This window comes from Niallia sp. FSL W8-1348, from assembly GCF_038006745.1.
Taxonomy (GTDB): domain Bacteria; phylum Bacillota; class Bacilli; order Bacillales; family Cytobacillaceae; genus Niallia; species Niallia alba.
In genome coordinates this window covers 2,008,891-2,023,893 of record NZ_JBBOVV010000001.1, presented here as the reverse complement: position 1 = coordinate 2,023,893, position 15,003 = coordinate 2,008,891, and the positions used below count along the sequence as shown (strand labels likewise).

General features: G+C 34.4%; 15 protein-coding genes. 13 read left to right on the top strand and 2 right to left on the bottom strand.

The window, feature by feature from the left end; translation table 11 throughout:
• Positions 1-188 precede the first annotated feature (188 nt).
• From NST60_RS09585 to NST60_RS26770, 3 genes are all read left to right on the top strand, one after another.
• A complete protein-coding gene (locus NST60_RS09585) occupies positions 189-596 on the top strand; it encodes a hypothetical protein (protein WP_224428138.1) in 408 nt (135 codons plus the stop codon).
• Positions 597-676: 80 nt separating this feature from the next.
• Entirely contained in the window at positions 677-1,084 is a 408-nt protein-coding gene (locus NST60_RS09580; RefSeq protein WP_224428137.1) for a hypothetical protein, read from the top strand.
• A 180-nt stretch (positions 1,085-1,264) separates the two neighbouring features.
• The gene (locus NST60_RS26770; protein ID WP_224428136.1) at positions 1,265-1,474 is read left to right on the top strand and encodes a transposase; all 210 of its coding nucleotides are present in this window, start codon (positions 1,265-1,267) and stop codon (positions 1,472-1,474) included.
• A 131-nt stretch (positions 1,475-1,605) separates the two neighbouring features.
• On the opposite strand, the gene NST60_RS09575 is transcribed toward NST60_RS26770, so the two are convergent.
• Complete coding sequence (locus NST60_RS09575; RefSeq protein ID WP_212119474.1) at positions 1,606-2,037, bottom strand: DUF3888 domain-containing protein; 432 nt, start codon at positions 2,035-2,037, stop codon at positions 1,606-1,608.
• Between the two features lie 490 nt (positions 2,038-2,527).
• Between NST60_RS09575 and NST60_RS09570 the strand changes: the two genes are divergently transcribed.
• From NST60_RS09570 to tuaH, 8 genes are read left to right on the top strand one after another with little or no spacing between them, the layout of a single operon-like run.
• Complete coding sequence (locus NST60_RS09570) at positions 2,528-3,187, top strand: sugar transferase (RefSeq protein WP_101729073.1); 660 nt, start codon at positions 2,528-2,530, stop codon at positions 3,185-3,187.
• Positions 3,188-4,630, top strand: a complete 1,443-nt coding sequence (tuaB, locus tag NST60_RS09565; RefSeq protein WP_212119476.1) for a teichuronic acid biosynthesis protein TuaB — start codon at positions 3,188-3,190, stop codon at positions 4,628-4,630. It begins immediately after the preceding gene.
• Between the two features lie 35 nt (positions 4,631-4,665).
• On the top strand, positions 4,666-5,895 hold the full coding sequence (gene tuaC / locus NST60_RS09560; RefSeq protein WP_341098737.1) for a teichuronic acid biosynthesis protein TuaC: 1,230 nt from the start codon (positions 4,666-4,668) through the stop codon (positions 5,893-5,895).
• Positions 5,892-6,821 (top strand): NAD-dependent epimerase/dehydratase family protein, encoded by a 930-nt coding sequence (locus NST60_RS09555; protein WP_016201328.1) that lies wholly within the window; start codon positions 5,892-5,894, stop codon positions 6,819-6,821. Before tuaC ends, NST60_RS09555 begins: the two co-directional genes overlap by 4 nt.
• Positions 6,822-6,851: 30 nt before the next feature.
• Positions 6,852-8,291: an O-antigen ligase family protein gene (locus NST60_RS09550; RefSeq protein ID WP_341098736.1), complete on the top strand. Its 1,440-nt coding sequence runs from the start codon at positions 6,852-6,854 to the stop codon at positions 8,289-8,291.
• 29 nt (positions 8,292-8,320) lie between these two features.
• The gene (locus NST60_RS09545) at positions 8,321-8,986 is read left to right on the top strand and encodes a hypothetical protein (protein WP_156827718.1); all 666 of its coding nucleotides are present in this window, start codon (positions 8,321-8,323) and stop codon (positions 8,984-8,986) included.
• 15 nt (positions 8,987-9,001) lie between these two features.
• Positions 9,002-9,760: a teichuronic acid biosynthesis protein TuaG gene (gene tuaG, locus NST60_RS09540; protein ID WP_341098735.1), complete on the top strand. Its 759-nt coding sequence runs from the start codon at positions 9,002-9,004 to the stop codon at positions 9,758-9,760.
• Positions 9,761-9,773: 13 nt separating this feature from the next.
• Positions 9,774-10,940: a teichuronic acid biosynthesis protein TuaH gene (tuaH, locus tag NST60_RS09535; protein WP_341098734.1), complete on the top strand. Its 1,167-nt coding sequence runs from the start codon at positions 9,774-9,776 to the stop codon at positions 10,938-10,940.
• Positions 10,941-11,060: 120 nt separating this feature from the next.
• Here tuaH and NST60_RS09530 read toward each other — a convergent pair whose 3' ends face one another.
• The gene (locus NST60_RS09530; protein ID WP_341098732.1) at positions 11,061-11,483 is read right to left on the bottom strand and encodes an Rrf2 family transcriptional regulator; all 423 of its coding nucleotides are present in this window, start codon (positions 11,481-11,483) and stop codon (positions 11,061-11,063) included.
• A gap of 300 nt (positions 11,484-11,783) precedes the next feature.
• Here NST60_RS09530 and NST60_RS09525 point away from each other — a divergent pair, with 300 nt between their 5' ends.
• Together NST60_RS09525 and NST60_RS09520 are read left to right on the top strand one after the other, a co-directional pair.
• Complete coding sequence (locus NST60_RS09525; protein WP_224428369.1) at positions 11,784-13,172, top strand: protoporphyrinogen oxidase; 1,389 nt, start codon at positions 11,784-11,786, stop codon at positions 13,170-13,172.
• A 222-nt stretch (positions 13,173-13,394) separates the two neighbouring features.
• Positions 13,395-14,975 carry a histidine kinase N-terminal 7TM domain-containing diguanylate cyclase gene (locus NST60_RS09520; protein WP_224428370.1) on the top strand — a complete coding sequence of 527 codons (1,581 nt, stop codon included), beginning with the start codon at positions 13,395-13,397 and terminating at the stop codon, positions 14,973-14,975.
• The last annotated feature ends 28 nt before the right edge of the window (positions 14,976-15,003 follow it).

The window sequence follows — 15,003 nt, the reverse complement described above, 5'->3', positions numbered from 1 at the left end:
ACGTAAAGAACAGATTGATAAAATAGAAATTTCTAAGGGGAATTATATTGCTGTTTTATCTGGAGATTATATATTTACCACATATGATGGTGGAGAGCACTGGGATAAAAAGATGATGAAAGAGCCCATATTATTACATCAAATATCTGAAAATGGTGATTTACTAGTTTTTACGTCGAAAAAAAATATTGATTAGCGATAAAGATAACTGGAATACAGTTGATTTACCAAACGATAAGATTGCACCGTTAGATATTAAACTATTGGGTGATAAATTATTTATTTTAGACGAAGATTCTTTGTTGAGCTATAATTTTGAAAATGAAAAATGGAATAAGTGTAAACTTAATACAAATTTAAGTAAGATAATTGAAAAATCCAATAATTTATTCGGGCTTACAAATAATGGAGAGATTATATTATTGAAATTTAATGAAGACGCAAAGGAATTTGATTACCAATCCATTTATGATGTTACAAATTTAAATATAACCTCTGAAAATCTTACAGATTTAGAGTATGTAAATAATAAGTTAATTTTAGCCACTACACCAATATATTATTGGGAAGAATGGGAAAGAAATAAAACACCATAAAATAGGAGTGGATATTTATGTAAATAATTATTAGAATATTCTTAATATTTAGTTTTCTGATTATACTAGTTCCTCTAACTGTGAATGCTGATTACTATACTAAATATAACCAAAATGTTACAGCGTATTCTGCTAGTAAATACAAAACAAACGGTAACACTAGATTTGTAGCATCCGGATTAGTACCAAAAGCTGGTTATGTTGCGATGAGAAATGATGCTCCTGTTCCTTTTGGTTCCACCGTAACTACTCCAAGTACAATAATGCAAGGTGATGGACAATCTTTTTCAAGTTTTTCTGTTCAAGATAGAGGGGTATCTACATCGCTTACACCTTATGCAATTGATATATGGTGGGGGTTTTGCAGGGATAAAGCGTATACAGGATCAGGTGCTACCGTATTAGGTTGCAGCCAAAATGACAAGAAATTTGTAGGCGCAAAAAACTTCGGTAAAAAAACAATGGATTTAAAATTTATAACTAGATAAGCACTTAATATATCTGTTAAACATCCTTTTTAGTAAAATGTAAAATGTAAGTGATTAAAGGGACGATTTTTTATGTGGAATCTAATGATTACTAAGAAAATGATAACATGAAAGAGAAACAGAGAGACAGTTATTCCTTACATTCAAACCTAATAACAAGCGTCAATTACAGGCTGTTTTTTGACCCTTAGGCACTTACTTATACCTAAACACCATGTCACAGGTGTAGTCAATGAAAGGGTAGAAGCTATATCAGATGAAGGCTTATTTTTCTTCTATAAAGGCGGTGGTCGAAGTGCCTATCACCTAAAAATGATGTTTAAAGTCCTTTTATTTTCTTACTCTCAGAAGGTCTTTTCCTGTCGTGACATTGAAAATGCAACTAAGTGAAAGATTTCAACTATGAGGTTAGCTGGGATGCAAAAATCGGATTTTGTATAACATTTGAGTTTTTTTCTGATAAAACACTACAATTTTGAATTTCACACAGACATAGCCTTTGTTGTTTAAAAAGTCCTATTTTATAAGGGTTTTTTATATGTTTTTAAATGAGTATGATTTAGCAATTTTATCTCAGGACCATAAGATATTTCATAAGTAAGTCTGTCTTTACCAATTGGTGAATGATGACCAACAGAAGGTTGTACTTCCAAAGTTAAAGTTAATATAAATCCACGGAAACCATTGACACGTTTTGTTTGAATCAAGTTAACAAGCGAGGGTTCTATTTCTATCCCATCACTCTTTGGATAGGATTTACTTAAATCATTTCGAATATGAGGAATTAAAACTAAAACTAGCATATCCTGTAACCTAAGATTAGTACTATCCTTATTCGTATTATTTATTCCATCTTTTACAATAGATTCATTTTGTTCAGCTGTAACAGAGTATTTATATAGAGTAAAAAAACATAACATCATCATTAAAAATAAAATAAAAAATTTCTTCATAATATGTATTCTAGGCTCCAAACTAAAGCGTCTTTATTTACAATATATTATCTGTTTTTTATTTCTAAATTATTCAACAGGTTTAGAACTGTTTTAATTATTAAATGGGAATTATATAAAATGAAGTTCCAGTATTATTAACAAGGAGGTGTCGAAGGTGTATAAAATGGATAAATTAAAAAAGCACTTAGCCGTAAGCTATTAGTAAGGTCAAAAGGGGAAGATGTATTTTGTATTTCATTTTCTTCAAATATACCTCTTGGAAGTTTACAAGCCAGATATTTTCGCTTCCCCAACGTCCTCAAGTAATCCTCTCCATTCATAAAAAAACACAAATTCATCTAAAATGATGCTCCACTTTATCCCAAAATCAACGGGAAATTTACAATCATTTACCATTCCTTAAAATAGATTCAACGATTTATTAACATTGGAACCATATACTAATTTTGTACATAGCTCAGATAGATAAAACTTTGAGGTGAAAAAAATGCAGGCTAACAGGAGTATCCATATTTTAAAAGAGATATCAATTGTACAAGCAAATAACCTTAAGTCTTCTAAAAAAGGTTCCTTTTATCCATTTATTAAAAGAACGATGGATCTCTTTATAGCAAGTATTGGTATTGTCATTACTTTCCCGTTGATTTTATTATTTGCTGTTCTTATACGCATAGACTCGCCAGGTTCCCCTTTCTATGTTCAAAGTAGAGTTGGAAAGAATGGCAAATGCTTTAATTTGATTAAATTGCGTTCGATGAGAATGGATGCAGAAAAAGATGGTGAAAAATGGGCAGAGGTAAATGATCCACGTATCACGAAAATAGGTGCATTTATTAGAAAAACAAGAATTGACGAGTTACCACAATTATTTTCTGTTTTAAAAGGTGATATGTCCATTATAGGACCTAGACCAGAGAGACCATCTTTTACGGCGCAATTCAGCAAAGAAATAAAAGGGTTCTCTAACAGGCTGCTTGTGAAACCTGGATTAACAGGATTAGCACAGGTAAATGGGGGCTATGATATTACACCAAAGGAAAAGTTAAAATACGATCTTCAATATATTAATAACGTAACATTTTTTTTAGAAATGAAAATTTTACTAAAGACAATAAAGGTAGTGTTAACAGGAGAAGGTGCAAGGTAATTGGACTCCATTAAGAGCCAAATTAACAGTGGAGCAAAGTGGACCAGTATATCAACGTTAGTGATTACTTTATTGCAGATTGGACAGTTCATCATACTGGGAAATTTAATGAGCGCAAAGGAATTTGGCATGATAGGAATGTTAACGACGATTACTATCTTTGCCCAAATTTTTGTAGAGTTAGGATTAGGTGCAGCTGTTATACAGAAACATCATGCAACAGCTAGGCAATTGTCTACGTTGTTTTGGATAAATATTCTTCTAGGAATTCTTATCTGTCTCTTTATGCAGGCAGCTAGTCCTATTATTGCAGATTATTTTCAAACGAAAGAGCTAGAGGGGAAAATTCGTCTCTTATCGATCTTATTCTTGATTGCCCCAATCGGTCAGCAATCACAGTATTTAATGCAGCGCGACTTATCTTTTCAACTATTAGGAAAAGTAGAAACAATATCAACTATTTTTAGCTTTAGTCTATTAATCGGCTTATTATTTTTGACGGAACAAAATCCAGTAAATGTGTATGTATGGTCACAGGTTTCTCTCTATTCTCTGAAAGGAATTCTTTATTATATTTGTTATCTTCCAAAGTGGAAACCAAGCTTTGTGTTAGATATAAAAGACTGTAAAGAATTTTTTTCTTTTGGTATATATCAGCTTTTATCGAGACTGGTAAATCGTCTAGGCAGTAATATCGATATGTTGTTAATTGGGAGATTTATTGGGATGGAGGCATTAGGCCTCTATAATTTAGTCTATCAAATAGTGACCATTCCAGTTCTTAAGTTAAATCCTATTATAACGAGAGTGGCGTTTCCAGTGTTTGCGAAAGATAAAAATAATAATCAGGCATTAGAAACAGGTTATTTACACATGACCAAATTGTTAGCGATTGTTTCTTTTCCGTTATTATTAGGTCTGTATTCCGTATCAGATTTGGTTATCCCTTTATTTTTTGGAGAGCAATGGATCGAGGCCATTCCAATTTTACAAATTATGATTATCGTTGGGATATTAAGAGTCCTTATGAATCCAAATGGCAGCATTATCTTAGCAAAGGGAAAGGCAAATATTGCATTTTATTGGGATTTAGGAGTACTGGTTTGCTACGGAGCAGCATTGTTAGCTGCAGTGCGGAGTAATCAGTTAGAAATAGTGGCATGGGCATATGTAGGGGTAAGCATTCTTAATTTTATTGGTGGAAGAATGCTATTAACTAGAATGATAGGGCTCCAACTGAAAAGTTATGTAAAAGTATTGTTGCTACCATTTATTCTTGCAGGAGTTAGCAGTGGGATTGCCTTACTATTAAAAAATCAAATGATTTCTATTCATAATAATTTGGTTTGGGCGTTTATATGGTCTGTGTTAGTAAGCGGGATAAGCTATTTATTGTTACTACATGTATTGAAAAAGCTTGAAGTTCGAGAAGAATATCAATAATTGGGGATAAGCCTAAAGAAAGAAGGAAGTGTATCATGAAAGTATTGTGGATAACCAGTGTATACCCTAGTGCAGATAATCCTGGAAATGGGGTGTTTCATGAAACACAGGTAAGAGCATTATCTTCTTTAGGAGTAGAGGTAACAGTCATTAATCCCATCCCATTAAACGCTTCTATTTTTAGATTATGGAAGAGAAAGTATCGAAAAAAAAGGATTCCTTTTATGGAGGAAAGGGATGGAGTAAAAGTTTATAGACCAGTGTACAGAGCAACTCCTGGTCAATTACGCTGGTTTCAGCCAGATAAACGAATCGCAGGGAGCATCCTTGAAACCTTGAAGAAAGAAAATATAGACTGCGATTTAATCCATGCGCATTTTGCGATGCCATCAGGAGGAGCTGCAAGAATTGTTGCTTCCAAATATAAGAAGCCGTGGCTACTCACATTACATGGGAGTGATGTTCATATTTATCCGTCCTTTAGCTGGAGTGCAGAGCGAATTTTTCAAAAAACAGTCAAATCCGCAGATAATGTCATGGCTGTAGGCGAACACCTTGCTGAGGCAGCGGAGTTGAAAACGGGGAGAATTTGTACTCCATTACCAATAGGAATTGACCTATCAAAATTTAATCTAGCGCAAGCAAAGATTTTGAAAGCAAAGCATAAAGAGGAGCTAGCGTTACCTAACAATAAAAAAATCATTCTCTATGTTGGACGTCTTGTCAAAGAAAAAGGAATTTTTGAATTAGCAGAAGCGTTGCCCTATCTTCCAGAAGAATATGTAGCTGTTTATGTAGGAGATGGACCTGAAAAAGAAAAATTAAAAAAACACAAAATGTATAAGGAACGATTATTCTTAGTCGGGCAAATTCCTAATGAAAAGGTGCGAGACTATTTATTGGCAAGCGATATTTTTATTTTACCATCCTATTCGGAAGGACTGCCTACTGTAGTTATCGAGGCAATGGCTTTAAAAATACCAATTATTAGTACAAATGTAGGTGGGATACCTGATTTATTTGGTGAATATAACCATCTATTAATGGAGCCTCGATCTGTACAGCAAATTGTGACAAAGGTAAAAGAACTAGCAGCTGACCTACCTTTCTATGAAGAAATAACGGAACAATTATATCAGCGTGTTCAGGAGAATTACTCTGCAGTTGATAATGCAAAAAAACTGGTAGAGAAGTATCAGGAAGTAGCCAGTATATTTATCGATTCTACTTATGAAATAAATCACTCTTGGGAGGAAGCGAAATGAGCAAGGTTCTAGTTACAGGTGGAGCAGGTTTTATCGGATCACATATTGTAGAGGGTCTGTTAGCAGAGGGATATGAAGTAGTCGTAATAGATAATTTTTCATCAGGGAAATTTGAAAATATTAAAGATTTACCTATCAAAATTTGCCCATTTGATATAACGGATCCAAAAGTAATCGATGTTATTTCTGACTTAAAACCTTCGTTTATTATTCACCAAGCAGCACAAGTGAGTGTGGCAGATTCGGTTCAGAATATATTGCATGATGAAAATGTAAATGTAAAAGGATCTTTGCATGTGATCAAAGCAGCTATTTGTGCCTCTGTGGAGAAAATACTATTTGCTTCCTCTGCCGCTGTATATGGCAATCCAGAGCAGCTTCCTGTTAAAATCGATCATCCAACTTTACCGGAATCACCATATGGTTTAACAAAATTGACAGTTGAAAAATATCTAAAACTGGCCTATAAGTTTTATGGGTTGTCCTATGGAATTTTAAGGTATAGCAATGTCTATGGACCAAGACAGGATGGGAAAGGCGAAGGAGGAGTTATCTCTATTTTTGCAGATCAGATTTTGGAAAATAAAACACCTATCATCTATGGATCTGGTGAACAAACAAGGGATTTCATTTATGTAAAGGATGTAGCGAGTGCAAATGTTCAAGCATTAAAGCAACAAGGAAATCTTTGTGTCAATATTTCATCTAACGACAAAATTTCGATCAATCAACTTTGGGAAAAGATGGGCACTATTGGAAATGTGTCACTTGAGCCAATATATAAGGCTGAAAGAGAAGGAGATATTCTGCATAGTATTCTTTGTAATGAACAGACAATGTCGCAATTGGATTGGAAGCCTAAAATAGATTTAGAAAATGGATTAAGACAAACCCTTTTCTCATCTAAAAAAGTTTTACAAAAGTAATCATAAGATCGGGAGGAAGGATTGTAGAAGTTGGGAAATAATCGTACAGTAAGCAAAACAATAGGATTCGCTGTTATATTTATCACTTGTCTTACCATTTTATATTTGACAACGATATATAAATTAACTTGGATACTTCCTATCGTGTGTATATGGGTTGTCATTCAAATAGGTATTTATTTGAAATCAATCATTACACTTGATCAATTATTTAAAAATGCCATGTATGCCTTGCTGCTTTCTACTTTTCTTAACCAGTCAATCATTAGTATTAATATAGGTCCCTTTTCGATTTTTTTGTACAGAATATTGTTAATATTGGCAATTGTGTTGTATATAAGTACTGCTTTGTACAGAAAAAGAGTGATAGAGGACTTTTATAACAGTAGGATACCATTTATTTGGCTGTTTTTTGGTGGATGGATTCTTTATGGAGTCATTTCTGTTCTTTGGTCTGTCTCCATTATGGCTTCACTTAAATATATGTCCTTATTGGTTATGGGAATAGCGTTCGTCTATTTAGCAAATAGGACATTTAAAACAAGGCGACAGTTACAATATTTCTTAGCTGGCTGGCTTGGAATGACTGTTTTGTTAGTAGGGATAGGGTTTGTGAATTATTGCTTTTCTATTCAGTTGCCTAGTTCTGGGCTGTATGGGGCTTCAAGCTATAAATTGTCTTATCCGACAGCTGTTTTTTTTAATCAAAATGATTTTGCTGTATATCTCGGAATCTCTTTTTTCTTCTTTGTGGCCGTTGGCAAAAATGCTAAGAGAACCATGCTTAAAGGATGCATGCTTATTTTTAGTATGCTGGTTATTCTTCTTATTTATTTAACAGAGTCACGAGCTGCACTTCTTGCGTTAGTAGGAGGAGGACTGGTTTATCTGTTCCTATTGATTCCAAAGAGGTGGAAAAGGTTAACCTTACAAATTATTTGCGGATTAGTATTACTAGGAGGTCTCTTCGTTGCTAATAGAGGAATAGTTAAGGTGCAGAATCTTATTGAGTCAGCCGAACAATATGAGCTTAATGAAGTACTACCATCGAATTTAGCGAGAATCAATCTGTTAAGAAACACATTCTCTTATTTACTAGACTCTTATGGATTTGGGATAGGAGCGGGCAATATCCCTTATTATTTAGAGCATAAAAGCTATTTTCCAACAGGAAATGTCTATCAAGTGCATAATTGGTTTGCAGAAATTGCCGGCAACTTTGGTTTAGTGACTTTACTTGGCTACGTCATTATGCTGATTTATGCATGGTTCGCCTTCTATCGAATATACGAAAAAGTAAGCAGTCGGACAGATAAAATGCTGTTAGAAGCATGTATGGTCGGAATGGTGTCTTTCCTTATTTCTAGTATTAGTCCAAGTTCAGTGATGAATTTATATTTTCATTGGGTTTTTCTAGGGTTTATTTTATCTACACTGTCTGTTTATAAAAATAGAAAGCTAGAATTTTAACTTTCATAGGAGAAAGGGAGAGTTTGTTTGTGAAGTCTGTTTTATCAGTTATAGCAGCAAGATCGAAAAAATATTTTATCCCTTTATTGTTACTGAGTATCCTGTTAGGTGTAATAGGATGGTTTGCTCCTGCTGGTAAAGAAAGTCCAACTGTAAAAGCAGAAGCAACTATTTTACTTGGAAATTATGAAAATGAATACATAAACAATAGTGAGGTAATCGCATCTTTATTAAGGAATGAAACGACCTTTTATAGCTATTTGCCAGATGTGGACATAGACTTGGAGCAACTTCTTATTTCTGCTGAGCCACCAAAAAAGTTAAACCTTGTTTTGACTGCATCAAGTGAACAGGAAGCAGTGGCTTCCTTATCTGAATTAGTAACGGCCTTTTTAGAAATGGATCAATATCACTACCAAGAAAAAGATGAAATTATTTCAGACAGCATTAATCAGCTCCAAGGAAACCCTGTTCCAGCAGAATTAGTTGTGGAGCAGCAACGATTTTTATATGAATTAAAAACGAAACAATTGAATCAGCAGCCTGCCGTGTTAGTAAAGGATGTCACCGCAGAAAAAGGAGAAGGTCGAGTAGTGTCTCAACAAGATCGGGCACTAATGGGGATTATGATTGGAATCATGCTCAGTTGTTTATGGATACTTTATCCACTGTTTTTGAAATCCGAATCTGATTAAAGAGGTGAGTGTAGAATGGCTCCATCTATATCTATTATTATGCCTTCATACAATTGTAAAGAGTATATATCTTTTAGCATCGAGTCTGTCAGAGCGCAAACATACACAAATTGGGAGCTATTAATTGTTGATGACCATTCAACCGACGGCACCGTTGAATTATTAAAAGAGTGGGAGAAGGTTGATAAGCGAATTCGTGTTTTTTATCGAACGGTTAATGGAGGAGCTGCTATTGCTCGGAACATAGCACTTGAACATGCCTGTGGAAAATACATCGCTTTTTTAGACAGTGACGACAGATGGAAGAAGGAAAAACTTGAAGTTCAACTAGCATATATGAAGGCAAATAACTATGCCTTCACCTTTACTGCTTATGAGTGCATTGACCAAACGGGATCACGATTAAAAAAGTACATTCGTGTTCCAAAGGAAGTTGATTATCAAACGATGTTAAAAAATACGATTGTTGGCTGTTTAACGGTTTTAATTGATCGAGATCAAGTTGGGGATTTTCAAATGCCTAATATCCGTACTCGTCAAGACTTGGCAACATGGCTAATGATTTTAAAGCGTGGATTCCGTGCGTTTGGCTTAGATGAAATATTAGCAGAATATAGGGTAGGGAATGAATCTATTTCCAAAAATAAGTGGAAGGCTGCGAAAAACAATTGGCATGTTTATCGTCATATAGAACAGTTGAATTTCTTGCAGTCATCCTGGTATTTTTCTCATTATGCCTATAATGCTATTCGGAAAAGACTGTATAAAAGGTAGAGGAGCTTACAAGATGAGAACAATCCATGTTATTGTTGCGACTGGTGTTTGGGATTTAGACAATTTAACCTATCGTAGACATCGTTTTGCTGAGTTTTTGCAAAAGCAGCAGGAAACAGAAGAAGTAATCTGGATTTGCCCAGGGAAAAAACAGACTCCAGAAGTAACAAAGTTAGAAAATGGTATTTATCAATGGGTAATCAGTGACTTGGGCAATCATAAAGCACAGCGATTTGCTCGATTTATTCCCCTTTTCTACCAAAAAAAGCTCCGAGGTTTAAGTAATTATTTAGCAGAAAAGAAAGGGAGCTGTTCTGTTAAACTATGGTATACCTACCCTGCTTTTCCGTCTTTACATAAGATATTTACTTGGGATCAAATCGTCTATGATTGCAGTGATTTATGGGCAGAACAGCTAAGTGGAAAATTTTCTATCCTTTCCTATTTTAAGCAAAAAGTAATTGATCAAAGTGAACAAAAAATTGTCGGGAAAGCAAGTTATATTATTTGTACTTCGAGCTTTCTAAAAGAGGAATTAATAAGCAGAACGCCGGCATATCGAAATAAGATTTATACGTATGAAAATGGCGTGGAATATAGGCTTTTTCAAAAGCAGGAGAATAGTGAACCTCTTATAGAGAAGGATGGCTTAACGATTGGATATATAGGTGGAATTAAGCCTAAGCTTGATTTTGCTCTTATACAGGAGATCGCACAGAAAAGGAAGGAATGGAGCATTTTATTAGTGGGACCAGATGGGACGAATAGCAGCCAAGCGTTTATGGAACTGTTGAAAGCACCAAATATTCGTTGGACTGGCAGTGTACCAAGGAATCAAGTTGCTGATTATATGCAAATGCTTGATATTGGAATCATGCCATATAAGGATACTTCATACAATAAAGCTATATTTCCATTAAAACTTTTTGAATTTCTTGCTGCTGGCAAACCAGTGATAGGAATGAACTTGCCTTCCACAAGAGAATATGCAGAAGAGGGAGTTTACGAACTTTTGCAGGGGGAGGTGGAAGCTGATCCATTTATTCAAGCCTGCGAAAAGATGGCAAACAGCGCTGATAATCAAGAGTGGAAGGAAAGAAGAAAGCAACTTGCAAAGGAAAAAGATTGGGAGAGTATTTTCCAAGAAATCATCCATATAAACAAAGAAACTAGCATGTGAGGAAAAAATAGCTGCTAGTTTCTTTGTTGTTCGTCTGTAATTAACGGCCAGCTCAAGCTACGAATGTTCCCAGGAATCTCCCGCTTCAATCAGACCACAAGGTCGATAAGTGGGGGTAGTTCAAATTTTACTATAGATGTCCATTTCATCCATTATATCTTGTAAGGTAATTTGTGCTAATTCCCTTTCCATTGATTGTTGGATAGTAGAAAATGCATTATTTAATGTAGGGCGGATTTTACTGCCTATAGGACAATGGTGATTTGGATGATCATGTATAGCAAACCATTCGCTTTTTGATTGAACGGCTAAGTAAATATTTAAAAGAGTAATATCTGCAGGAGATTTTAATAAGGTTGCCCCAGAAATGCCTGCCCTGCTCGTTAGGATTCCGCCTTTTTTCAAAAGTCCACACATTCTTCTTATCACTACAGGGTTTGTATTAACGCTTTCTGCAATAGAATCAGAGGTTATTTGTTCATATGGTTTCGAGGCAATTAAAGATAGGATATGAATAGCAACAGATAGTCGGCTGTTAGCCATAATAAATAGACACCACCAATCAAATTTTTTGTCATTCATTCGGAATACGATATAATTGTTGCGTTGATAAAAATGAAACGCTATTCAAAAGCGCTTTCATTTTGTGTCTAATCCTATTATACAATGGATTTTGCTATCAAAAGCCGTTAATTTATCATTAAATTGTGAACAAATAGACACAAAAAAAACGTTGGTCACTTGAAAGAAAATGGTTATTCATGCTTTATAATAAAAACAGCAATTGATCGAGGAAAAAAGGTTATATATAGATGGGATCTTTAGTAGATGAGGTGGAAGAATGTGAAAACAGTTTTAGTTGTAGGTGGGGGAATAACTGGTTTATCTACCATGTATTATTTGCAGAAGGAAAATAGGGAAAGAAATTTAGGGCTTCGTTTAGTATTAGTAGAGGCAAATGACTATCTAGGTGGAAAAATTCATACGGTTATGAAAGATGATTTGATTATGGAAACAGGAGCAGATTCTATTGTTGCTCGGAATAAAAATGTTCTTCCCTTTGTAAAAGAATTAAATTTAGAAAAGGAACTTGTTTATAATGCAACAGGAATATCTTATATTCATACACAAAATAAATTATTAGAAATACCGAAGGATTCTATATTTGGGATCCCAATGACGTTAGAAGCTCTTTTTACTAGTGAGCTGATTTCAACTCGGGGGAAAATAGAAGCTTTAAAGGACTTATTTCGCACAAATACACACTTTACGAAAGAATCATCAATCGGCGAGTTTTTAGCGTACTATCTTGGTAGAGAAATTGTAGAAAAACAAATTGCGCCTGTTCTTGCAGGTGTATATTCCGGGAATATTTATTCGTTAACAATGGGATCGACATTGCCTTATTTACTGGATTATAAAGAGCAGTATGGGAGTGTTATTCGCGGTCTAGGAAAGAATAAAGAAGCATTTCAATCTGCTGCTAATAAGAAATTTATCTCTTTTAAAAAAGGTTTATCTACCATTATCGATCGCCTAGAAGAAGTATTAACAGATATAACGATTCTAAAGGGGATTGCTGTTACGAATATGGAAAAAGAAGAAAATCACTATAAAATTCAGTTATCAAATGGAGTGCAACAAATAGTAGACACTGTTGTATTATCCACACCTCATAATGTTTCCAATAGCATTCTAAACATGGAAGAATTAACTCCTTCGTTTAGTAAATTAAAGAATTCATCAAATGTTACTTTGTATTTATCCTATGATATTCCCGATGAAGAACTACCTAAAGATGGAACAGGCTTTATTGTAGCAGGAGATAGTGATATTGTTTGTAATGCATGTACGTGGACAAGTAGAAAGTGGCAGCATACATCTAAACATAATCAACTATTATTACGTTTATTTTATAAAAAAACGAATCCAGCCTATGAGAAATTAAATAGTCTTTCGGAAGAAGAACTGATAAAAGAGGCAAAGAAGGATATTGAGAAAAGTTTAGGAATTACTTCGAATCCAAAAAGCTATGAAGTGACAAAATGGGAGAACGCGATGCCAGTTTACTCTTTAGAACATAAGCAAGCTGTAGAAGCACTTACCCGAAACTTAGCTGACTTATATCCTAATGTGTATTTAGCTGGTTGTTCTTACTATGGAGTAGGAATTGCGGCATGTATAGCAAATGGGGAAGAAACAGCCGAGAAAGTTTTACATTCAATGGAATAGTCAAAAAAGCAGGGCCGAATAATAGGGCTCTGCTTTTTTCGATCAACCATGTAAAATATCTAGATGATGGTTTTGTATAGTTTTTAATAAAATGGAGAATTTTTTACAACTTAACTAGTAACAATTTTTCACAAGATTTATAATAAATGAAAGAACATTAAGAAATGAGGAACCAACTAAAATGAAAATGAGACAGATGATCACGGTACAGGAGTAAATTTAATGGATCATACAGTAATGGTATATATTGTTTTAATAACGATGTCCGGTGCATTGCATATAATATTAGCGATTATTGCCTATATGAATAGGCAGGCTTTTGAAGGAATGAGAACGCTATTATGGCTTTCGTGTTTTGTAGCGATTTATGCATTTGGGTATGCATTAAGTCTTGCTAGTACAACGATAGAGGAAATGAAGTTTTGGACAGCACTTCAATATTTAGGTATGCCATTTTCAGCACCTGCTACATTGATCCTTGTTTTACAATATATTGGATATGACAAGCATATAAATAAAAAAACATACTTTCTCTATTATTTAATCCCAATGATCTCTTTTTTACTTATTGCAACAAATGAATTTCATCATTTATTTTATCAATCAACCTATTTAGAATATCGTAACACGACTCCTATTATGCAAATAACAGTGGGACAATGGTATTTAATACATGGTGCCTATACATTTGGGACACTTGCTATAGCTTTTGTATTACTTTCCATCTATTGGTTTAAAGAAAAAACAAGACAGACAAAGCAAGTCATTATTTTGTTAACGGGGATTCTTCTCCCGATTAGTACCTCATTAGCTTATCTAGTTGGACTTACTCCAAGCGGTTTGGATCCGGTACCGATAGCAATGCTATTTACGAGTTCTTTATATTTATATGCCATCATATCGACAAAGTTTTTATTGGTTCCGCCAATAGAAAAGGATTATATATTTGAAAGTATGGGAGATGCTGTTCTTGTATTAGATCAAACTTATCATCTAAAAGATTTTAATAAAGCAGCCTTTACTTTATTTTCAGATGTGAGAATAGGGGAGCATATAGCAGCTGTATTAGGATTGGATAATCAGATTCTTCCATTATTGAAAAATATCGATGCGAATTCTATCATAACAGAAGTAGAAATGAGTAATAAATCAGCACTAGATTATTATCAAGTAAAGGTCTCGCCGATAAAAAAAGGAGAGTCGACCATTGTTGGTACTACGATAATTTTCACTAATATTACGGAACAAAAAAAAGAACAAATGAACTTAACAAAAATCGCCTACACGGATGTGCTAACGCAAATTTATAATCGGGCTTATGTGCTATCTGTTGCTGAAAAGATGCTTGCCTCTCATAATAAAATGGCTGTTATTTTGTTTGATATTGATCATTTTAAGAAAATAAATGATACATATGGACATTTTGGTGGAGACGAAGCGCTAAAGCATGTGGCCGCTCTCTGTAAAAGTGTGGTTCCAGAGAATGGAGTCTTTGGTAGATATGGTGGTGAGGAATTTATTATCTTTTTATTCGAAAACGAAGCAGATGAAGCCGTTTCTATTTCTGAAAGTTTAAGAAGAGTAATAGAAGAATCACCTTTACCTTATAATGAAATAGTGATTAACATTACTGCCAGCTTTGGCGTTGTAGTAAAGGAAAACGGTTTAGCTCTTACCCCATTGATCAATGAGGCGGATGAAGCACTATATGCTTCCAAAAGAGAGGGGCGAAATACGGTTTGTGTGGCAGTAGATGGAGAATATACCAAATTATCTTCTAAAATAACCGCGGGAAAATACTGATAATAGAAGGCCATAGCGCTTGTCTCCT